At 34.3% G+C, this 19,716-nt stretch carries 21 protein-coding genes and 1 other RNA gene; 17 read left to right on the forward strand and 5 right to left on the reverse strand.

The features are described 5' to 3' along the window. Positions 1-4: 4 nt before the first annotated feature. The 9 genes from Q4500_RS13065 (at position 5) to Q4500_RS13105 (ending at position 7,788) form a co-directional block, all read left to right on the forward strand. Positions 5-733 (forward strand): LytTR family DNA-binding domain-containing protein, encoded by a 729-nt coding sequence (locus Q4500_RS13065; protein ID WP_303600094.1) that lies wholly within the window; start codon positions 5-7, stop codon positions 731-733. A 114-nt stretch (positions 734-847) separates the two neighbouring features. Next, positions 848-1,387 carry a bifunctional pyr operon transcriptional regulator/uracil phosphoribosyltransferase PyrR gene (gene pyrR, locus Q4500_RS13070; RefSeq protein WP_303600095.1) on the forward strand — a complete coding sequence of 180 codons (540 nt, stop codon included), beginning with the start codon at positions 848-850 and terminating at the stop codon, positions 1,385-1,387. A gap of 3 nt (positions 1,388-1,390) precedes the next feature. Then, the gene (locus tag Q4500_RS13075; RefSeq protein WP_299324349.1) at positions 1,391-2,317 is read left to right on the forward strand and encodes an aspartate carbamoyltransferase catalytic subunit; all 927 of its coding nucleotides are present in this window, start codon (positions 1,391-1,393) and stop codon (positions 2,315-2,317) included. A gap of 1 nt (position 2,318) precedes the next feature. Then, positions 2,319-2,651 carry a ribonuclease Z gene (locus Q4500_RS13080; RefSeq protein ID WP_303600096.1) on the forward strand — a complete coding sequence of 111 codons (333 nt, stop codon included), beginning with the start codon at positions 2,319-2,321 and terminating at the stop codon, positions 2,649-2,651. A gap of 35 nt (positions 2,652-2,686) precedes the next feature. Beyond that, positions 2,687-3,592, forward strand: coding sequence for a ribonuclease Z (locus Q4500_RS13085; RefSeq protein ID WP_303600097.1), 906 nt, complete (start codon positions 2,687-2,689; stop codon positions 3,590-3,592). 78 nt (positions 3,593-3,670) lie between these two features. Beyond that, on the forward strand, positions 3,671-4,318 hold the full coding sequence (pdxH, locus tag Q4500_RS13090) for a pyridoxamine 5'-phosphate oxidase (RefSeq protein ID WP_303600153.1): 648 nt from the start codon (positions 3,671-3,673) through the stop codon (positions 4,316-4,318). Positions 4,319-4,333: 15 nt separating this feature from the next. Then, a complete protein-coding gene (locus Q4500_RS13095; protein ID WP_303600098.1) occupies positions 4,334-4,822 on the forward strand; it encodes a histidine phosphatase family protein in 489 nt (162 codons plus the stop codon). Beyond that, positions 4,819-6,885 (forward strand): polyphosphate kinase 1, encoded by a 2,067-nt coding sequence (gene ppk1, locus Q4500_RS13100; protein WP_303600099.1) that lies wholly within the window; start codon positions 4,819-4,821, stop codon positions 6,883-6,885. Before Q4500_RS13095 ends, ppk1 begins: the two co-directional genes overlap by 4 nt. A gap of 12 nt (positions 6,886-6,897) precedes the next feature. After that, positions 6,898-7,788, forward strand: a complete 891-nt coding sequence (locus Q4500_RS13105) for a Ppx/GppA phosphatase family protein (protein WP_303600100.1) — start codon at positions 6,898-6,900, stop codon at positions 7,786-7,788. Positions 7,789-7,796: 8 nt separating this feature from the next. On the opposite strand, the gene Q4500_RS13110 is transcribed toward Q4500_RS13105, so the two are convergent. After that, positions 7,797-8,378, reverse strand: a complete 582-nt coding sequence (locus Q4500_RS13110) for a tRNA-(ms[2]io[6]A)-hydroxylase (protein WP_303600101.1) — start codon at positions 8,376-8,378, stop codon at positions 7,797-7,799. Between the two features lie 119 nt (positions 8,379-8,497). On the opposite strand from Q4500_RS13110, the gene Q4500_RS13115 reads away from it, so the two are divergent. Genes Q4500_RS13115 through Q4500_RS13145 form a run of 7 tightly spaced genes read left to right on the forward strand, consistent with a single transcriptional unit; the run spans position 8,498 to position 15,256 of the window. Beyond that, entirely contained in the window at positions 8,498-9,349 is an 852-nt protein-coding gene (locus tag Q4500_RS13115; protein WP_303600102.1) for an EboA domain-containing protein, read from the forward strand. Between the two features lies 1 nt (position 9,350). After that, entirely contained in the window at positions 9,351-10,259 is a 909-nt protein-coding gene (locus Q4500_RS13120) for a TatD family hydrolase (RefSeq protein WP_303600103.1), read from the forward strand. 1 nt (position 10,260) lies between these two features. Further along, positions 10,261-11,160, forward strand: a complete 900-nt coding sequence (gene eboC / locus Q4500_RS13125; protein ID WP_303600104.1) for a UbiA-like protein EboC — start codon at positions 10,261-10,263, stop codon at positions 11,158-11,160. A gap of 7 nt (positions 11,161-11,167) precedes the next feature. Beyond that, a complete protein-coding gene (locus Q4500_RS13130) occupies positions 11,168-12,328 on the forward strand; it encodes a 3-dehydroquinate synthase (protein ID WP_303600105.1) in 1,161 nt (386 codons plus the stop codon). A gap of 5 nt (positions 12,329-12,333) precedes the next feature. Next, positions 12,334-13,527, forward strand: a complete 1,194-nt coding sequence (gene eboE / locus Q4500_RS13135; RefSeq protein ID WP_303600106.1) for a metabolite traffic protein EboE — start codon at positions 12,334-12,336, stop codon at positions 13,525-13,527. A gap of 1 nt (position 13,528) precedes the next feature. Next, a complete protein-coding gene (locus Q4500_RS13140) occupies positions 13,529-14,902 on the forward strand; it encodes an alkaline phosphatase family protein (RefSeq protein ID WP_303600107.1) in 1,374 nt (457 codons plus the stop codon). 6 nt (positions 14,903-14,908) lie between these two features. Beyond that, complete coding sequence (locus tag Q4500_RS13145; protein WP_303600108.1) at positions 14,909-15,256, forward strand: transmembrane 220 family protein; 348 nt, start codon at positions 14,909-14,911, stop codon at positions 15,254-15,256. Here the strand turns inward: Q4500_RS13145 and Q4500_RS13150 are convergent. Next, entirely contained in the window at positions 15,251-17,116 is a 1,866-nt protein-coding gene (locus tag Q4500_RS13150) for a DNA polymerase III subunit gamma/tau (protein WP_303600109.1), read from the reverse strand. The genes Q4500_RS13145 and Q4500_RS13150 overlap by 6 nt on opposite strands. A gap of 109 nt (positions 17,117-17,225) precedes the next feature. Between Q4500_RS13150 and rnpB the strand changes: the two genes are divergently transcribed. Next, positions 17,226-17,535, forward strand: an RNA gene (rnpB, locus tag Q4500_RS13155) — RNase P RNA component class A. An 84-nt stretch (positions 17,536-17,619) separates the two neighbouring features. Here rnpB and Q4500_RS13160 read toward each other — a convergent pair. Genes Q4500_RS13160 through Q4500_RS13170 form a run of 3 tightly spaced genes read right to left on the reverse strand, consistent with a single transcriptional unit; the run spans position 17,620 to position 19,620 of the window. Continuing rightward, positions 17,620-18,156: an RsmD family RNA methyltransferase gene (locus Q4500_RS13160; protein ID WP_303600110.1), complete on the reverse strand. Its 537-nt coding sequence runs from the start codon at positions 18,154-18,156 to the stop codon at positions 17,620-17,622. Further along, positions 18,156-18,992 (reverse strand): DUF3822 family protein, encoded by an 837-nt coding sequence (locus Q4500_RS13165; RefSeq protein ID WP_303600111.1) that lies wholly within the window; start codon positions 18,990-18,992, stop codon positions 18,156-18,158. The genes Q4500_RS13160 and Q4500_RS13165 overlap by 1 nt, the downstream gene beginning before the upstream one ends. Then, complete coding sequence (locus Q4500_RS13170) at positions 18,970-19,620, reverse strand: hypothetical protein (protein WP_303600112.1); 651 nt, start codon at positions 19,618-19,620, stop codon at positions 18,970-18,972. The genes Q4500_RS13165 and Q4500_RS13170 overlap by 23 nt, the downstream gene beginning before the upstream one ends. Positions 19,621-19,716: the final 96 nt, after the last annotated feature.

A 19,716-nucleotide genomic window follows, 5' to 3' on the forward strand; every position in this document is an offset into this window, starting at 1 on the left:
GCCTATGAAATGTATAATTATAGATGATGAGCCATTAGCGATAGAAATACTTTCAGGTTATTGTGAAAAGTTAGATTTTATCGATTTAGTAAAAACGTACACCAATCCTTTAGATGCTATTAGTGATATAAAAGAGAAGAAAATCGATTTGATTTTTTGTGATATCGAAATGCCTCAAATTAACGGGATTGATTTTATGGGCATTTTAGATAATAAGCCATTTTTCATATTTACCACGGCCTATTCTCAATATGCCGTTGAAGGGTTTGAGTTGAATGCAGTTGATTATTTGGTAAAACCGATACCCTATCATCGTTTTATAAAATCAGTATCACGAGTTCAAGATTTAATATCTAAAAAACAAAAACCTATTATGGAAGCAAATGTATTCTCATCGGCCGGCGATAATTCAGTAGACAAAAAATTCATTTTTGTAAAGGCAGAATATGAAAGTATAAAAATCGATTTAGATCAAATCGAATATGTACAAGGTTTAAAAGATTATTTGAAGATACATATTGTAAATACGAACAAGACCATTCTTACACTCATGAGTTTTAAAGAGATTATGAGTAAATTGCCTTCTAATCAGTTTCTTAGAGTGCATAAATCTTACCTAGTAAACGTAAATTATATTAAAACTGTTCAGCGTAATAGAATAGTTATAAATGATATGCGAATTCCTATTGGTGAAAGTCATAAAGAGGCTTTTTTCTCTATATTAGGTTTGTAGATTTACTTGGTCGGCACCTAAATTTATTCTTTCCTTTTTTACTTCCTAATTTAAGCTATCAAAGTTTAGATAGAATTCTCTATTTTTGTTTAGCTAAAAGCACGGGTGCATATTATGAGTCAAAAAGTTTTACTCTCTTCCAAAGAAATAAATATCATCCTGCATAGATTGGCTTGTCAGCTTCTTGAAAATCATTTAAGCTTTGAAAATACTGTTTTAATAGGTATTCAACCAAGAGGTAAGTTTCTTGCTCAGCGCTTGACCAAAATTCTAAAGGAAGAATATAAAGTAAAGCATATTGAGCTTGGTTTTTTAGATATCACTTTTTATCGTGATGATTTTAGAAGAGGAGATAAGACCTTAGAAGCTACAAAAACAAAAATCGATTTTTTGATAGAAGATAAGAACGTGGTCTTAATCGATGATGTTCTATATACCGGTAGAAGTATAAATGCAGCTTTGACTGCTCTGCAGTCTTTTGGTAGACCAAAAGATGTAGAACTGTTGTGTTTAATTGACCGTAGATTTAGTAGACATTTGCCTATACAGCCTAATTATAGAGGTCGTCAAGTAGATGCTATTAATGATGAAAAAGTAAAGGTGATGTGGGAAGAAAATGACGGGGAGGATATTATATATTTAGTAAATAGATAAAAAATGAGCGAACTGAGTGTTAAACACTTACTGGGAATTAAATACCTAAAGGAAACCGATATTCAGCTTATTTTTGAAACTGCAGATCATTTTAAGGAAGTGATCAATCGCTCCATTAAAAAAGTTCCTTCACTTCGAGATATTACTATTGCCAATATATTTTTTGAGAATAGTACCAGAACTAAATTATCATTTGAGCTTGCTGAAAAACGACTATCTGCAGATGTGCTTAATTTTTCTGCCAGTCAATCATCAGTAAAAAAAGGAGAAACCTTAATAGATACCGTAAATAACATTTTATCTATGAAAGTAGATATGGTGGTCATGCGGCATCCAAATCCTGGGGCGGGTATATTCTTGTCAAAGCATGTAAATGCCTCAATTGTAAATGCGGGCGATGGGGCACATGAACACCCTACCCAGGCATTATTAGATTCTTACTCCATCCGTGAAAAACTTGGTGATGTTGCTGGTAAAAATGTGTTAATTGTAGGTGATATTCTTCACTCAAGGGTTGCGCTGTCAAATATTTTTGCATTAAAATTACAAGGAGCAAATGTTAAGGTTTGTGGACCTAAAACTTTGTTGCCTAAACATATAGAGTCTTTGGGGGTAGGTGTAGAGACTAATCTTAGAAAGGCATTAGAATGGTGCGATGTGGCAAATATGCTACGTATACAAAATGAAAGATTAGATATATCTTATTTTCCGACAACAAGAGAATACACTCAGCAATTTGGAGTCAATAAAAAGTTGCTTGATAGTCTAGATAAAGAAATTGTAATTATGCACCCCGGACCAATAAATAGGGGGGTTGAAATTACAAGTGATGTTGCCGATTCAAAACAATCTATAATTTTGAATCAAGTTGAAAACGGAGTAGCCATACGTATGGCAGTGATATATTTGTTAGCATCTAAAATTAAATGATATGATTTTTACTAAAGAAGGATCGTTGATTATCGTCTCTCAAGAAAAAATTTCTATTGAACAATTTCTTGAAAATTTAGAGAAGGAATATGCCAAGTTTAAGAATGATAATCTCGTATTAGATTTATTGAGTTTCTCAGAATTGACGCCTTACAATGTTATTTCATTTTTAGAAATAGCGAGAAAGCATAAAAAAAATGGTAAGTCATTCGTATTGGTATCTGATAAGGTGTCATATGACGATGTACCAGAAGAAATAAATTTAGTTCCTTCACTTCAAGAAGCACGTGATGTTATTGAAATGGAAGAAATTGAACGCGATTTAGGGCTGTAACAAGCCATATCAAGAAAATATAGAATAAAATTAATATGCATCTTACTGTATTGGGCTGTTATGCGGCAACACCAAGAACATTTACAAACCCAACTTCTCAAGTTTTAGAAATCAATAACCATATTGTGTTAATTGATTGTGGAGAGGGTACACAAGTGGAACTCAGAAGGCATAAAATAAAGTTTTCAAGAATTAATCATATTTTCATCTCGCACCTACATGGAGACCATTTTTTTGGATTGCCGGGTTTCATTTCTACGATGAGATTACTAGGTAGAGTGAAGGAACTTCATGTATACGGACCAAAGGGTATAAAAGAGGCTATTACATTGCTATTGAAATTGGGCGATTCATGGACAAACTATCCTTTATTGTTTCATGAACTTACAAGTAAAGAGTCTGAGCTTATTTTTGAGGATACTAAAATCAGTGTTACTACAATACCATTAGATCATAGAATCTACACAAACGGCTATTTATTTAGGGAGAGAGTAGGAAAGAGAAAGCTGAATATAGAAGCTGTCGAGGAATATGGGATTGATAAAGCCTATTATCAGAATATAAAAAATGGTAAAGATGTTAGCCTAGACAATGGAGAGGTAATTGAGAATAGTGAATTGACATTTGATCCGCCTAAGCCAAAATCTTATGCTTTTTGTAGTGATACTATTTATGATGAAAGCTTAGCTGCAAAAATTAAAGATGTTGATGTTTTGTATCATGAATCTACTTTTTTAGAGTCAGAAGCCGAATTGGCAACGAAAACAAAGCATGCAACTGCTATGCAAGCTGCAAAAGTAGCAAGAGATGCTAACGTAAAAACCTTAATATTAGGTCATTATTCTACGCGTTATAAATCTATCGAGCTTTTTAAAGACGAAGCTTCAACTATATTTAAGAATGTGCTACTTGCCGATGATGGTAAGACTTTCGATTTTTAAATGTTTTAATACATTTTTATCGCATTTATTTTCCTTTCTTTTTAGAACTTTGTTTATCTTGTTTTTAACACGAAAATGATGCAAAAAGATTTAGGAGATTATAGAAAATCATACGAGAAAAGTGCGTTGATGGAAGATAGTATATCTGACAACCCTATTCAGCTGTTTCAAACCTGGTTTTACGAAGTTGAAAAATCAGACGGAGTCGATGAGCCTAACGCCATGACGGTTTCTACGGTAGGTTTAGATGGTTTTCCAAAAAGCAGGGTTGTTCTTCTTAAAAAGTATACACACGAAGGTTTTATTTTTTACACCAACTATAATAGTGAGAAAGGAAGAGCGATTAGTGAAAACCCTAAAATTTGTATTTCTTTTTTTTGGGCAAATTTAGAACGCCAAATAATTATAAAAGGTACTGCCGAGAAATTGGCAAAAAATCTCTCTGATGGTTATTTTGAATCAAGACCTGACGGAAGTAAATTAGGAGCTTTAGTTTCTGATCAAAGCACAGTTATAGATTCTAGATCTGCGTTAGAAAATAAACTAAACGAGTTAGAGAAAGAGTATGACGGTAAGGAAATTGAAAGACCAGAGCATTGGGGCGGATATTTGGTGAGACCAGTGTCAATGGAGTTTTGGCAGGGTAGACCAAATAGATTGCATGATCGTATTCGATATACGCTCACAGATGATTTTGATTGGAAAATGGAACGATTGGCTCCTTAAATTTTATTAAGCTATATGAAGAATTTATATTTAATGCGACACGGTAAGTCTTCTTGGGAACTAAATGTTAGTGATCAAGATAGGTCATTATTGCAAAGAGGTATTTTTGATGCGCATTTGGTAGGGGAAGAAATAGCAAAAAAGAATTTAAAAATAGACCACGTTTATACGAGTCCTGCAAACAGGGCGTTTCATACCTGTATGATTTGCTTACGAGCACTTGAATATCCACTTGAGAACTGTAATATAAATTCAGAGTTGTATGATTTTTCAGGAGATCAAGTGCTACAATTTATAAAGAATTTAGATGATAATTTAGACAATGTCCTTCTTTTTGGGCACAACCATACCTTTACCCATTTGGCAAATTTATTAGGAGATAAGCATATTATTAATGTGCCTACTAGCGGATTTGTTCATATACAATTTAATGAAAATACCTGGGCTAATATTTCAAAAGGCTCAACAATACAAACCATTTTTCCGAAGCAACTAAAAGCATGATAAAAAATAACAACCAGTACGTAAATAGAGAAATAAGTTGGTTATGGTTCAACGAGCGTGTATTACAAGAAAGCGCAGATAAGAACGTTCCATTAATTGAAAGACTTCGTTTTTTAGGTATTTTCTCTAATAACCTAGATGAGTTTTTTAAAGTTAGATATGCAACGGTTAAGCGTATAGTTGAAGCAGGTAAAACAGGTAAAAGTGTATTAGGTGGTGAAAAGGCTAAAGATCTCTTAGAAGAGATTACAAATATTGTAATTGAGCAGCAAACTAAAAGTTTAACGATTCTAAGAAGAATTGAACATGAGTTGGAGGGTAAGAATATCTTTATCATTCAGGAAACGGAATTAAACGAAAACCAAAAGGAGTTTGTGAAAGCCTATTTCTTGAAAGAGGTAAGTCCGCAGTTAATGACCATTATTCTAAATGATCTTACTCGTTTTCCTACCTTAAAAGATACTGCAGCCTATTTAGCAGTGAAGATGGTTATTAAGAGTGAAGAAAGTAAGAAAGAGAAGCGCTACGCATTAATTGAAATTCCGAAGGGGATAGACCGTTTTGTTGTATTGCCAGATGAAGGGGAGAAGAGTTTTATCATTTTACTAGATGATTTAATTAGATACTGTTTGGATAATATTTTTACCATGTTTGAGTATGAGTCTATTTCTGCTCACATGATAAAGATTACCAGAGATGCCGAGCTAGATATTGATAATGACTTAAGTAAGAGTTTTATTGAGAAAATATCATCTAGTGTAGAACATAGAAAAATAGGTGATCCGGTTCGTTTTGTATATGATAAAAGTATAGGTAGAGATACCTTGACTTTTCTGAAGGAGAAGATGAATATTGAAGATACTGATAGTGTAATACCTGGCGGTAGATATCATAACCGTAGAGATTATATGGGCTTTCCAAGCTTGGGTAGAAAAGATTTACTGTACGATAAAATTATTCCGCTACCGGTAAAAGGCTTAAGTGTAGAGGGTAGTATTTTAGAAAGTATCGCTAAAAAAGATTATCTGCAATACACACCATATCATACCTTTACATATATTTTAAAGTTTTTGCGTGAAGCGGCTTTAGATCCTAAAGTTCGTACTATTAAGATTACGGTATATAGGCTGGCAAGAAACTCTCAAATTGCCGCTTCTTTAATTAATGCCGTTAAAAACGGTAAACAAGTTACCGTACAAATTGAGCTTCAGGCACGTTTTGATGAGCAAGCTAATATTGAATATGCAGAGCAGTTACAAGCAGAAGGCGTAAAGCTAATTTTCGGTGTGCCAGGTTTAAAAGTACATAGTAAAATATGTTTAATTGAGCGAGAAGAATATGGTTCAATAAAGCGATATGGCTTCGTAAGTACAGGAAATTTCAATGAATCTACAGCAAGAATTTATACTGATTTTACACTCTTTACAGCAGATGATTCTATACTAAAAGAGTTGAATAAAGTTTTCGACTTCTTTGAGACTACGTATAAAATCAATAAGTACAAACACCTTATAGTTTCGCCGCATTATACTAAAAATGCGTTCATGAAATTAATTGATAATGAGATAGCAAATGCCAAGCTAGGTAAAGTAGCTTTTATTAAAATAAAAATGAACAGTTTTACATCATACAAGATGGTTGATAAACTGTATGAAGCAAGTAGAGCAGGGGTAAAGATCCAGTTGATCATAAGAGGTATATGTTGCTTAATACCAGGTGTTGAGGGTATGAGTGAAAACATAGAAGCTATAAGTGTAATAGATAAATTTTTAGAACATACACGTATTTTTGCATTTGCTAATGGTGGTGATACTAAAATATATATTTCTTCTGCAGATTGGATGACTAGAAACCTTGATTACAGAGTTGAAGTTGGTTGCCCAATTTATGATGAGGATATTAAAAAAGAATTGATGGATACATTTGATATCTGTTGGAAAGATAATATGAAGGCACGTGTATTCAACGCAGCTCAAGATAATGCGTACAGAAAGACTACGTTACCCAGAATTAGATCACAATTTGCTACTTATGAGTATTATGCGAATAAACATGAATCTTAAAAAAGAAGTCTTTTGAAGGTAAGAAAATTTGCAGCGATTGATATAGGATCTAATGCGATTAGGTTGCTAACGCATAATGTGATTGAGGATAAGGGTAAAAGAACTCAATTTAGAAAAAGTTCTTTGGTAAGGGTACCTGTACGTTTAGGTGAAGACTCATTTACAGTAGGTGAAATTTCTGAGGTAAATGAAACACGATTAATAAGTACCATGAAGGCTTTTAAGCTGTTGATGGAAGTTGCGGGAGTTGAAAAATATAGAGCTTGTGCCACTTCTGCAATGAGAGAAGCCAATAATGGAAATGAGATTATAAAAAAAGTAGCTCAAGAGTCAGGTATTCAAATAGATTTAATAGATGGTAAGCAAGAAGCAGCTATAATAGCCGCTACAGATTTAAAGCGTCTAATTAAAGAGGACCAATCTTATTTATACATTGATGTAGGTGGCGGAAGTACAGAATTCACATTATTTTCAAATGGTGAAATTCAAGTTTCCAAGTCGTTTAAATTAGGTACGGTTAGACTTTTGAATGATATGGTCAAACCTGAAGCATGGAAAAAATTAGAAGAATGGATAAAGGTGAATTTAAAGGATAAGCCTAAGTTATCCATTATAGGTTCTGGCGGTAATATCAATAAGTTGCATAAACTATCGGGAAGAAAAGAAGGCGAACCTTTATCCTATATTTGGTTGAATGCTCAATATCATTTTTTAGATAGTCTAAGTTATGATGATCGAATATCAGAACTAGGGTTAAATCCAGATAGGGCAGACGTTATTATTCCGGCAACCAAAATTTTTCTCTCAGCTGCCAAATGGAGTGGGGCGAAGAAAATTCATGTTCCTAAAATCGGACTTTCAGATGGAATTATAAAGGATTTGTATAATTCGGAAACAAAATGATTTAAGTCTTATCCGTGAATAGAATCTTTTTTGCTTAAATCTTTCATGATTTGAGCTTCATATTCCAAAAGGCTCTCCCATTTTTTATTCACCTCTTCTAATTCCCCATATTTACGGGCAAATTTTAAGAACATAGTATAATGACCAGCTTCGCTTATCATTAATTTATGATAGAATTCTGCTAATTTTTTGTCTTCTAACTCTTCTGATAATAATCTAAAACGCTCACAGCTACGCGCTTCAATTAGTCCGGCATATAATAATCTATGAACCAGCTGTGTGGTTCTGCTTCCTCCTTTTGGAAAGAATTTAATCAACTGAATTACATAATCATCTTTACGATCTCTACCTAAAGTGTTACCACGTTTTAATATAAGGTCATGCACCATTTTAAAATGACCCATTTCTTCTCTAGATAAAGCAACCATTTCTTCAACAAGTTCGGTATATTCAGGGAAAGATACAATTAGCGATATAGCAGTACTAGCAGCTTTTTGCTCGCAATACGCATGGTCGGTAAGTATTTCGTCAATATTTTTCTCTACAATATTTACCCATCTTGGGTCAGTTGGTAATTTTAAGCCTAGCATAGTTTACTTTTTTTCAAAATTAGAAAAGATTTCGAGACCTAGCCAATTATAATCAAGAACCTAGACAACTTACTGCTGAATAATAATTATTTTTGAGATACCATCAATCTCATTACATAATGCACAATCAAAAAGATATTCAAAATATTTTAATACAATTTGGAACACCAGAAAGTGTTAGTTGGTTAGAGAGTAAAATTGAGAAATTGGCTGGCGATAAGTCTTCAAAAGATTTGTTCATGACCTACAGCCTTTTAAATGTAAAGTTTGATGTAGCAAAACCAATTTCATTTAAACAATTAGATTCTGAAAGTGCGAGCTATTTCAGGGAACATAAAGCAAATATTCTACAAGTAGCACGTATTTATTTGTTGTCAGAAGTTCTGGGTCACAATGAAGAGTATTATACACCCAAAGTCGCAAATATTATACAGGTGGCAGATACAAGTGAGTTGGAAACCTTTCTAAAATACTTGATTTTATTACCAAATCCTGAAGCGTACAAACAAACAGCGGTAGAAGCTTTAAGAACGAACATTGCTACAATTTTTGACGCAATTACATTGAATAACCCATATCCGGCAAAATATTTCAATGTTCAACAATGGAATCAGATGTTTTTAAAAGCTGCATTTATGGAGCGAGATCTTTCGCAAATAGAATCTGTTGATGATAGGGCGAATGCTGATTTAGCTAGAATAATATCTGATTATGCACATGAAAGGTGGGCTGCAGGCAGAAAAATTGATCCATTGTTTTGGAGACCTGTTTCGAAATTTTTGAATGAGGAACTTTTGATTGATATGAAGACACTTCTTGATAGTGATGATGTATTAGAAAATAATTCAGGAGCCCTTTGTTGTTATCATTCAGTTAATGAGAAGGCATTGGCGCTTTTAAATAGTAAACCAGAGATAAAACATAAAATAGCAGACGAAGAGATAACGTGGAATACGATTAAACAACAATAGAATGGAAGATAGAATGATGATTATTGACCCGCATGTTCACATGACGTCAAGAACAACAGATGATTATGAAGCAATGGCAGCAGCGGGAGTTGTGGCAATAATAGAACCTTCATTTTGGTTAGGTCAACCTAGAACCCAAGTTGGTTCTTTTCAAGATTACTTTAGCAGTCTTGTTGGTTGGGAACCTTTTAGAGCAAGCCAATTCGGTATAAAACATTACTGTACAATTGGCTTAAATTCTAAAGAGGCTAATAATGAGGCTTTAGCTGAACAAGTTATAGAATTGTTGCCTTTGTACTTACATAAAGAGAATGTAGTTGCCATCGGTGAGATTGGCTATGATGACCAGACACCAGCAGAAGACAAGTTTTTTAGAATGCAATTAGAGATGGCTAAAGAGTTGGATATGACTGTACAGGTACATACACCACATCGCGATAAAAAAGCCGGTACCATTAAAAGTATGGAAGTTTGTTTGGAACACGGTTTAGATCCTGCCAATGTAATTATTGACCATAATAATGAAGAAACGGTTAAAGAGGTTCTTGATCGCGGATTCATAGCTGCATTTACTATTTACCCAAAAACAAAAATGGGTAATGAGCGTATGGTAGAGGTCGTTAAGAAATTTGGTAGTTCTAATATTATCGTAGATAGCTCGGCAGACTGGGGTGTAAGTGATCCACTGGCAGTGCCGAAAACTGCTTCTTTAATGTTGAAAAGAGGTATTTCTATGGAAGATGTTAGAAAGACCTGTTATCAAAATGCTTTAGATGCTTTTGGTAAAAACGGAAAAATGAAAGAAGCAGATTGGTTACAACCAGATAGCATTAATCAATCGCAACTATTTAATGATAATAGTGTTTTAAGAGGTCAGAAGCCAAGAATAGACGAAGACCAAATTACCTAAAATGAAAAAGAAATTAATGGGTTTTGCTCATTTGGCAAGACCCGCAAATTTGCCGACTGCAGCAGCAGATATTTTGGCAGGTATAGCTATAGCATTATATCTAAAAAATATAGAGGCGCTAAATTTTTTAACAGAACAAAGCGGTGATGTACTTCTTTTAATATTCTCGTCGGTTGCATTATATGCTGGCGGAGTTGTTTTTAATGATGTATTCGATGCGGAATTAGATGCGATTGAAAGACCGGAAAGAGCCATACCAAGCGGATTGGTGTCTAAGCGTGAGGCTATGTATTTTGGAACAATTTTAATGTTGATAGGCGTTACTTTAGCATTCAAATGTAATATGCTTGCAGGGATAATATCCATAGTCTTGACTATTGCTATTTTAATGTATGATGGATATTTCAAGCAATTTGGTTTTGTGGGTCCTTTGAACATGGGTGTTTGCCGAGGATTAAACTTATTAATGGGAATGTCTATTTTGGGGATGCTTTCTCATTGGTATATAGCGTTAGTGCCCGTAGTTTACATTTTTGCCATTACTTTAATAAGTAGAGGTGAAGTACATGGCGATAATAAAAAACATATTGTTTGGGCGGGTATATTATATGCAATAGTTATAGTAGCTATATCATTAGTTGTTATCCAACAGAAAGACAATTCATTAATTCTTTTACCGTTTTTAATATTGTTCGCATTTTTAATTTTCAAACCACTTTTGAAAGCGTACAAAGAGAATTCACCCGAAAATATAAAGAAGGCGGTAATGGGTGGTGTATTATCGCTTGTTGTAATGAACGCTTGCTGGGTAGCAGGTTTTTCTAACTGGTATTTGGCACTAGCAGTTTTATTATTATTGCCAGTATCAATACTTTTGTCTAAACTATTTGCGGTAACATAAAATACGTATGCAATTACAACCTATAAAACAGTCTTTTCAAGTTCAGTACGATTATCAATTGTATTTTACTTCGGGACTCTTTGCTTTAGATAATCTTTTGTTCGCAAACTTAATTGCAGACTATAAAGATTTTGAACCCGTAAAACTTCTGTTCGTATTGGATGACGGAGTGAAAAATCAGCATCCTGCGTTAGTAAATCAGATTGAAGCCTATTGTAAAAAAAATCAGGAAACTATAAAGTATACGAATACTTTGGTATTGCCGGGTGGCGAGCAAGTTAAAAATAGCGATACAGTTATAGAGTCTGTTTTGAAAGGAGTCAATGAAAATAAAATATGTCGTCATTCATTTGTAGTTGTCATAGGTGGTGGTGCAGTAATCGATATGGTCGGTTATGCAGCGGCAATTGCGCATAGAGGGGTTAAGTTGATACGAATACCCACAACAGTATTATCTCAGAACGATTCTGCAGTAGGGGTAAAGAATAGTGTAAACGCTTTTAAAAAGAAAAATTTTTTAGGAACGTTCGCTCCGCCTTTCGCAATTATCAATGACAGTAATTTTCTAGAAACTCTAGAGCAACGTGATTGGATTTCCGGAATTTCAGAAGCGATTAAAGTTGCCTTGATTAAGGATACAACTTTCTTTAAGTACATAGCGGATAATGCAACAGCATTGAAAAATAGAGAAATGGAACCCATGCAATATGTCATTTATAAGTGTGCAGAAATGCACATGCATCATATAGCGCAAGGTGGTGATCCATTTGAATCAGGTTCTTCAAGACCTTTAGATTTCGGGCATTGGGCAGCCCACAAAATGGAATTTATGACCAATTATGAATTGCGACATGGTGAGGCAGTAGCAAAAGGCATTGCACTAGATGTAACCTATGCACAATTAATCGGTTTAATTTCAGAGGCAGATTTAAAACATATTTTAGATGTAATGATTGCTATAGGTTTTGACCTTTCACTTCCGGTTGAAAGTCCGGTTGAGATTAAATCTTTGTTAGATGGCATAGAAGAGTTTAGAGAGCATTTGGGTGGTCAGTTAACAATTACCCTAATTTCTGATTTAGGTGTTAAACATGACGTTCATACTATCGATATGGAGTTAATGGCACAGGCAGTTTCAAAATTGAATCATCAATTCGCATTAAATTAAGTTCAATGCAACTAAAAGAAAATCTTCATTTAACCTATTGCACAAATATTCATCCTGGTCAAGATTGGAAAAGTACTTTTGAGAGTATTAAAAAACATGTTCCAGGCATAAAACAAGAAGTTTCAAAAGAACAGCCATTTGGTCTAGGGCTTCGATTATCTAATAAAGCAAGTGAAGAACTTGATTTGGATAATAACATGTCCGATTTCAAAAAGTGGTTAGATGCTAACAATCTATATGTTTTCACCATGAACGGATTCCCTTATAGTAATTTTCATGATGAACGTGTAAAAGATATGGTGCACGCTCCAGATTGGACCACTGATGATCGATTACAGTATACAAAACGATTGTTTCGTCAATTGTCGGAATTAATCCCTGAGGGAATGAATGGCGGAATTTCTACATCACCAATCACCTATAAATACTGGCATAAAACAGAAAGCGAAACTAAAACTGCATTTCACGTAGGTGCCGAAAATATGCTAGAGGTTGCCAAACAGTTGTTCGAAATTGAGCAAGCCACAGGAACCTATTTGCATTTAGATATAGAACCAGAACCAGACGGGTTGTTAGAAAATAGTCATGAAGTACTATCCTTTTATTCTGACTACTTATTACCAATAGGGGCAGTATTTTTTAAACAGGAATTAGGGTTAGGGCAAAAGGAATCTGAAGAGTTAATTAAAAAATACATCACCATTTGTTATGATGTTTGCCATTTCTCTTTGGCATATGAAGAACCTAAAGATACCTTTGCTAAGTTTGAAAAAGAAAATATACGAGTAGGTAAAATTCAAGTAAGTGCAGCATTGAAAATTCTTTTTGGTGGCGATAAGGATGAGGTTATTTGGGAACAATTGTCTCATTTTAATGAACCAACCTATTTACATCAGGTAACAGAGAAAATCGATGGCGAAGTAAAAACGTATAGCGATTTACCTCTGATTTTAGAGGGAGAAAGAAAGCACACAGAGCTTAGGGCACACTATCACGTTCCCATTTTCTTAGAAAAATATGGTGAGTTATTTTCAACACAAGACCATATTTTAAAAACCATGGAGTATATTAAATCTAATCCAGTATCAGAACATTTAGAAATAGAAACCTATACTTGGGATGTGCTTCCGTCAGAATTAAAACAAGATTTATCAGTGTCTATAATTAGAGAAATAGAGTGGTTTAAATCACACATGTAATATGAAAAAAACGGTAGTCATAAATGTAGTTGGGTTAACAAAGAGATTGATAGGTGAGCACACTCCGTTTATAAAATTATTTTTAGAAAAAGGTCAGTCGTCATACATAGAACCAGTATTGCCAGGTGTAACCTGTGCCGTGCAATCTACCTATGTAACAGGCAAATGGCCATCAGAGCATGGCATTGTTGGTAATGGCTGGTATTTTAAAGATGAATGCGAAGTCAAGTTCTGGAGACAATCGAACAAATTGGTGGAGCAGCCAAAAATATGGGACGATTTAAAAGATAAGTATCCTAATTTTACTTGTGCCAATCATTTTTGGTGGTATAATATGTACAGTAATGTAGATTTTAGCCTTACACCAAGACCTAATTATTTAGCAGACGGCAGAAAAATTCCAGATGTGTATTCGTATCCGGCTGAGTTACGAGACGATATGCAAAAAGCATTAGGTACTTTTCCTCTCTTCGAATTTTGGGGACCTAAGACAACTATCAATTCTTCTAAATGGATAGCTGATGCCGCTTTGTTGACAGATAAAAAGCACAATCCAGATTTAACCTTTATTTACCTTCCGCATTTAGATTATAATTTACAACGGTACGGTCTTGATTTCAAGGTTATATCAAAAGATTTGAACGAAATTGATACTGTAGTAAAACAATTGGTGCAACATTATGAAGCATTAGATGCCAGAGTGATTCTACTTTCAGAATACGGAATTACAAATGTAAACAGACCAATTCATCTTAATCGTGTATTAAGAAAAGAGGGAATGCTTGCTATTCGTGAAGAACGAGGTTTGGAGCTTTTAGATGCAGGGGCAAGTGATGTGTTTGCAGTGGCTGATCATCAAATTGCACATGTGTATTGTAAGAATTCTAAAGATATTGAGCGTGTTGCCAAATTGATGAAGTCAATTGACGGTGTAGAGAAAGTTCTTTACGGAGAAGATTTAAAGACCTATCACATAGAACATGAACGTTGTGGTGATATTGTGGTTGTTGCAGATAAAGATTCTTGGTTTACCTATTATTTCTGGCTAGATGATACAAAGGCACCAGACTATGCAAGAATGGTAGATATTCATAAAAAGCCAGGTTACGATCCAGTAGAAATGTTGACGGATCCAAAAGATAAATTAGTGATGGCAAAAGTAGTGGGCAAGCTACTTAAGAAAAAAATGGGCTTTAGAACGGTGATGAATATTATACCAATTGATGCTACTTTGATAAAAGGATCACACGGTCGGTTGACTGAAGATGTTGAAGATTTTCCCGTCTTCATAAGCAATCGCGTAATGGGTGATAACGATCAGAAGATTAGTGCAATACAAGTACGTGATCTTATTGAAGATCACCTATTAAACTAAATTTAAATGAATCTATTATTTAAGATATTAGGGTATGTTTTTGCAGTCTTATTTACGGTAGGTGCTGTTTTGCAATACAATGATCCAGATTCGTTAAATTGGATTATCATCTATGGCGTTGCGGCTTTAATGTCTTTATTGTTCGCATTAAATAAAATTGGGTTTGTAATACCGATGATATTTGGAGTACTTGCTTTTATTGGCTTTATATATTTATATCCTTCAGATTTTCAAGGATTCGATTTAAATGATGGTGATATAGTTACCGTAGAGTTAGGAAGGGAAGCCTTCGGACTTTTAATAATTTCAATAGTGTTATTGGTATTTGCTTTTCGAAGTAAAAGAAGGTTATAAATACAGGTCGAACTCTGTTCTTAACAAGTCGATAACCGGATTCTTCTCTCGCAATTTTTCGTATTTCTCTTCGGGTGTAAATGCAAATTTCGTTGCAGTAGTTTCATTTACGGTAATAGCTAAATGAACGAAATGGTTGTTCAGTTTTGCACGTAGATATTCCATTAATTCGAACTGCTCTCGCTCAATTTCTTTCTTCATGGTTCCGTTAGGAAGCTCTAAATGAATAGCAAAGCCTTCTTTTAATTTGGGAATATCTGAATGAAGGTTAGAAGCTAGAATTTTTTGACCTTTTTTATCAATAATTTCTATAAAATCTGCCCAATGCTTACGCAGCTCTTCTTCGGTAAAATTATCTTTTGGTAAGTTGTTTTCATCAATTACAACTTCAATTTTATTAAGCTCATGTTGCTTTTTGGCATTTAAGCTCGAAATTGAAAGACCTGAAACTCTTTTGGTAGGGCGATTTATAATCGGTTTTTTACCATCAGTAGCTGTTTCTACTGTTGGTGCTTCACTAGTTTCTCGTTGTGGATATTTAGGTTTTTCTGGAGATTCTTGTGCTTCAGCAGTTATTGAAGCTGGTTTTGATACTGCTGGAGTATCTACTCCCTTGTTGGTAGTAATTATTTCTTTTGAAACTTCAACTTCAGATTTTGTAGCAGCTGGTTGATTTCCTGTTACTGGTTTTACCTCAGATTCTTTAATTGGTGCTTTGGGTACTTGATTGTAAAATGCGGAAGGAGCAATAAAATCAATAGTCTTGTTATTAAGAGCTACGGATTCAGGATTTTTTTTTTCTCCATCAAAATTGATAGAGGCAAGTTTCATAAGTGTAAGCTCAACAAGTAAGCGTTGATTCTTACTTGTTTTGTACTTTAAGTCGCAGTCATTTGAAATATCCAAACCTTTAAGAAGAAAGGAGGGGGAGGTCTTTTTGCTCTGGTCTCGGTATAATTGCTGTGCGGCTTCACCAACTTCCAATAGGGTAATAGTATCAGGATGCTGGCATACCATTAAATCTCTAAAATGAGACGCTAGTCCAGATATAAAGTGGTGTCCGTCAAAACCAAGAGATAAGGTCTTGTTGAATAGTAATAATAACCCTGGTATATTATGTTCTAAGATTAAATCTGTAGCCTCAAAATAAGTATCGTAATCTAGTACATTTAAATTTTCGGTAACTGCCTTACGTGTAAGCTCTGAACCAGAAAAACTAACTACTCTATCAAAAATCGATAAAGCATCACGCATGGCACCATCAGCTTTTTGGGCAATAATGTGCAATGCATCTTCTTCGGCATTTATACCTTGGTTTTCAGCAATATATTTTAAATATTCAGCAGCATCTTTAACTGTAATTCTCTTGAAATCAAAAATTTGACATCTAGACAGAATTGTTGGTATAATTTTATGCTTTTCAGTAGTCGCTAATATGAAAATCGCATGCTTTGGTGGCTCTTCTAACGTTTTTAGAAATGCGTTGAAAGCAGACTGAGACAACATGTGCACCTCATCAATGATATATACTTTGTATTTACCTACCTGCGGTGGTATACGAACTTGGTCAATAAGGTTACGAATATCATCGACCGAGTTGTTAGAAGCGGCATCAAGCTCAAAAATATTGAAAGCAAAATCTTCATCTTCTTGTTCGGTGCCATCAGAATTTATCTGTTTTGCTAAAATACGGGCGCAGGTAGTTTTACCAACACCTCTTGGTCCGCAGAATAATAATGCTTGCGCAAGGTGATTTTGGTCTATCGCATTTTGTAATGTATTGGTAATAGATTGTTGACCCACAACATCTTTAAATGTCTGGGGTCTATACTTTCTAGCCGATACAATAAATGGTTCCAAATTGCTACTTCTGTTTATTCTTATACAAATATAATTATAGCCTTTAATTCTAACGAGAATTAAGAAAAGAGATCATCCTTAGTTATCAACAATTGCAGTACATTTGCGCTCAGCAGGCCACCTTATCGCTGCCAAGCAATTGGGAGAGGAAAGTCCGGACACCATAGTGCAGTATAGCGGGTAACGCCCGTCCGCTGAGAAGTGAGGACAAGTGCAACAGAAAGCAAGTACAGTTCGGCTGTAGTGAAAACAGGTAAACTCTATACGGTGAAACGTCATGTAAATCGGTGTTTGAGGGCTGCACGCCCAAGCCGAAGGGTAGGCGGTTCGAGCTCTGGGGTAACCCTTTGCCTAGATAAATGATAAGGAATTCTGAATTTTTTCAGTATACAGAATCCGGCTTATGGCCTGCTTTTTTAATAATATTACAAAACTAAGGTTAGAATCATCGAATTAACCCTAAGCGTGGTCGAAGAGTCTTTTTGCTTTTTGATGTGTTGAGTTTACTTCTCAAAGAAACTAAAAACACTTCCTCCGTATTTTCTAGAGTTTTTATAATGTGGAAATTCAGCTAGGCTGGTACGGTTAGAATGTTCAATAATTAATACTCCGTCTTCTAGCAGAAGGTCATTTTCAAAAACTAATTCTGGTAATTTCTCAAAATCAGTAAGGTCCATGTCATAGAAAGGATCTGCAAATATGATATCGAATTTTTCGGTATTTCTTTGTAGAAAGCTAAATACATCACTTTTTAAAGTGCGAATATTCATGTCTAGCATTTCAACTGTTTTGTCTATGAATTCTATGCAGCCAGAGTTGGCGTCAATTGCAAGTACATCATCAACACCTCTTGAAGAGAATTCGTAGCTAATATTGCCAGTACCTGCAAAAAGATCAAGAACTTTTAAGTCTGGAAAATAGTAACTATTGTTCAAAATATTGAACAAGCTCTCTTTGGCCATATCTTTTGTAGGCCTTACAGGTAGTTTTTTAGGGGCCATTAAGTGACGTCCTTTATGTTTTCCTGATATGATGCGCATTATATAGTATTAATAAGGGTGAAGTCTATAGAGCCTGTTGAGGTCTCTCCAAGTTTTAATAATTGAGCGGTCGATGGTTCAAAAATGCTAATATTCTGAATATAATTATAGCAAAGTTGAAAAATTTCGTCATCTTCTTCTATACTTCCAAATAATTTTACGGTAACAGTTTTAGGGTCTAATTCTAATTGCTCAATTACAAATAGAAGATAATAGACAAAGTCTTCTTTTGTTTGGTATTTAAAACTATTATAGAGAAGTAGTTTACGTTGGTTTAGAACAGTAATATCTAATTGTTCTTTGTTGGCATGTACAAAACAAGTTATCTCTTGATTTTGTGTTTGGTTATTTAGTAAAGATTGCAGTAATACCGTGCCATTGTGCATAAAATCGAACTCACCAAAAAGATCGTATATGTAATTGTTAATGTTTACATAAGGAACATAAACATTGACTAATTCATGATTCTCTACCTCGTCATAAGCTAAAATATCATTCGCCAGAACCTTAGTATTTAATTTAAGGTATTCATTTAAGTTATTGGGGTTGAATAAAGATTTAGGTACAAGTCCAAAAAGGGTGTTTCTATGAATAGCAACAACTTCATCAAATTGCATATTTTCTATATCATGCTTTTGAAAAAGTTTTTCCAATTCATCTTTAGCGGTCATCGGATTTTTTTCATCGGAAAAATCCACTTTGTCAGAAATCAATAATTTTTGTGAAACAGTATCTGCTACACAAAAAGAAAGTCCATTCAAGCTAACCTGAATGGACAATTTCTTAAAATTTTTATCCGCTATATTAAAGCTACTATTTTTTTTCTTTTCTGTCATATATAGCAGGCCAGTTGCCGCTTGTGCTAACTTCATCCATAGAACCAACATATATGGTAGGTCCATTTACTTCTTCTACACTTAACGATGCTTTCTCACGAGCTAATAAATCTTTTGGTTGATCATAAAGAACAACTTCCTTATCAACTTTGGCTTCGAAAACAGGAGCTTTATAACCACTCTTTTCTACAAACCCAGCTTTCATTGTGAATTTTTCACCATTTGCCGCTGTAGGTACATCCATTAAGCTTTTATATCTATTATCAGTTTTGAAAAGTGAATCTTTTACTGAAACGAAACCTAAAGTATCAATTATTTTAACCTCTTTAAGCATTTCAATTCCGTATGCATCATTCATCTCTAAGAAAGAAGAATCTCTTTGTTGCGTAATAACATAGTTGCCAGTGTCAATAAAACGAATAAGACTATTAAAGTCATTCGCATATTTACCGTTAATGGTTTTGTAAGCGTCTTGAGAATTTTTAATATCTTTTAATTTGGCAACAACCTGAGAAAAACGTTCCTCTTTTACCTCTTTAAATTTAATTGGTCCAGTTATGGAGTTGTAGATAAAGTATCCTAAAGCGATACACCCAATCCAAAGTACAATTTGTATAATGGTCTTCATTTCGTATGTGTTATTTTATTTAGTGGTCTTCACAAATCTACAATTTTTTTTTAATCGTAAAAGTTTTTAGGCTAAAAATCATCTTTATCTTTGATG

The sequence above is a fragment of the Maribacter sp. 1_MG-2023 genome (genome assembly GCF_030547005.1).
Taxonomy (GTDB): Bacteria; Bacteroidota; Bacteroidia; order Flavobacteriales; family Flavobacteriaceae; genus Maribacter.

Bases quoted from the DNA above. Each gene is read 5' to 3' on its own strand.
- Q4500_RS13065 (WP_303600094.1), top strand. From the start codon at position 5: ATGAAATGTATAATTATAGATGATGAGCCATTAGCGATAGAAATACTT.
- pyrR (WP_303600095.1), top strand. From the start codon at position 848: ATGAGTCAAAAAGTTTTACTCTCTTCCAAAGAAATAAATATCATCCTG.
- Q4500_RS13075 (WP_299324349.1), top strand. From the start codon at position 1,391: ATGAGCGAACTGAGTGTTAAACACTTACTGGGAATTAAATACCTAAAG.
- Q4500_RS13080 (WP_303600096.1), top strand. From the start codon at position 2,319: ATGATTTTTACTAAAGAAGGATCGTTGATTATCGTCTCTCAAGAAAAA.
- Q4500_RS13085 (WP_303600097.1), top strand. From the start codon at position 2,687: ATGCATCTTACTGTATTGGGCTGTTATGCGGCAACACCAAGAACATTT.
- pdxH (WP_303600153.1), top strand. From the start codon at position 3,671: ATGCAAAAAGATTTAGGAGATTATAGAAAATCATACGAGAAAAGTGCG.
- Q4500_RS13095 (WP_303600098.1), top strand. From the start codon at position 4,334: ATGAAGAATTTATATTTAATGCGACACGGTAAGTCTTCTTGGGAACTA.
- ppk1 (WP_303600099.1), top strand. From the start codon at position 4,819: ATGATAAAAAATAACAACCAGTACGTAAATAGAGAAATAAGTTGGTTA.
- Q4500_RS13110 (WP_303600101.1), bottom strand. From the start codon at position 8,378: ATGCTAGGCTTAAAATTACCAACTGACCCAAGATGGGTAAATATTGTA.
- Q4500_RS13115 (WP_303600102.1), top strand. From the start codon at position 8,498: ATGCACAATCAAAAAGATATTCAAAATATTTTAATACAATTTGGAACA.
- Q4500_RS13120 (WP_303600103.1), top strand. From the start codon at position 9,351: ATGGAAGATAGAATGATGATTATTGACCCGCATGTTCACATGACGTCA.
- eboC (WP_303600104.1), top strand. From the start codon at position 10,261: ATGAAAAAGAAATTAATGGGTTTTGCTCATTTGGCAAGACCCGCAAAT.
- Q4500_RS13130 (WP_303600105.1), top strand. From the start codon at position 11,168: ATGCAATTACAACCTATAAAACAGTCTTTTCAAGTTCAGTACGATTAT.
- eboE (WP_303600106.1), top strand. From the start codon at position 12,334: ATGCAACTAAAAGAAAATCTTCATTTAACCTATTGCACAAATATTCAT.
- Q4500_RS13140 (WP_303600107.1), top strand. From the start codon at position 13,529: ATGAAAAAAACGGTAGTCATAAATGTAGTTGGGTTAACAAAGAGATTG.
- Q4500_RS13145 (WP_303600108.1), top strand. From the start codon at position 14,909: ATGAATCTATTATTTAAGATATTAGGGTATGTTTTTGCAGTCTTATTT.
- Q4500_RS13160 (WP_303600110.1), bottom strand. From the start codon at position 18,156: ATGCGCATCATATCAGGAAAACATAAAGGACGTCACTTAATGGCCCCT.
- Q4500_RS13165 (WP_303600111.1), bottom strand. From the start codon at position 18,992: ATGACAGAAAAGAAAAAAAATAGTAGCTTTAATATAGCGGATAAAAAT.
- Q4500_RS13170 (WP_303600112.1), bottom strand. From the start codon at position 19,620: ATGAAGACCATTATACAAATTGTACTTTGGATTGGGTGTATCGCTTTA.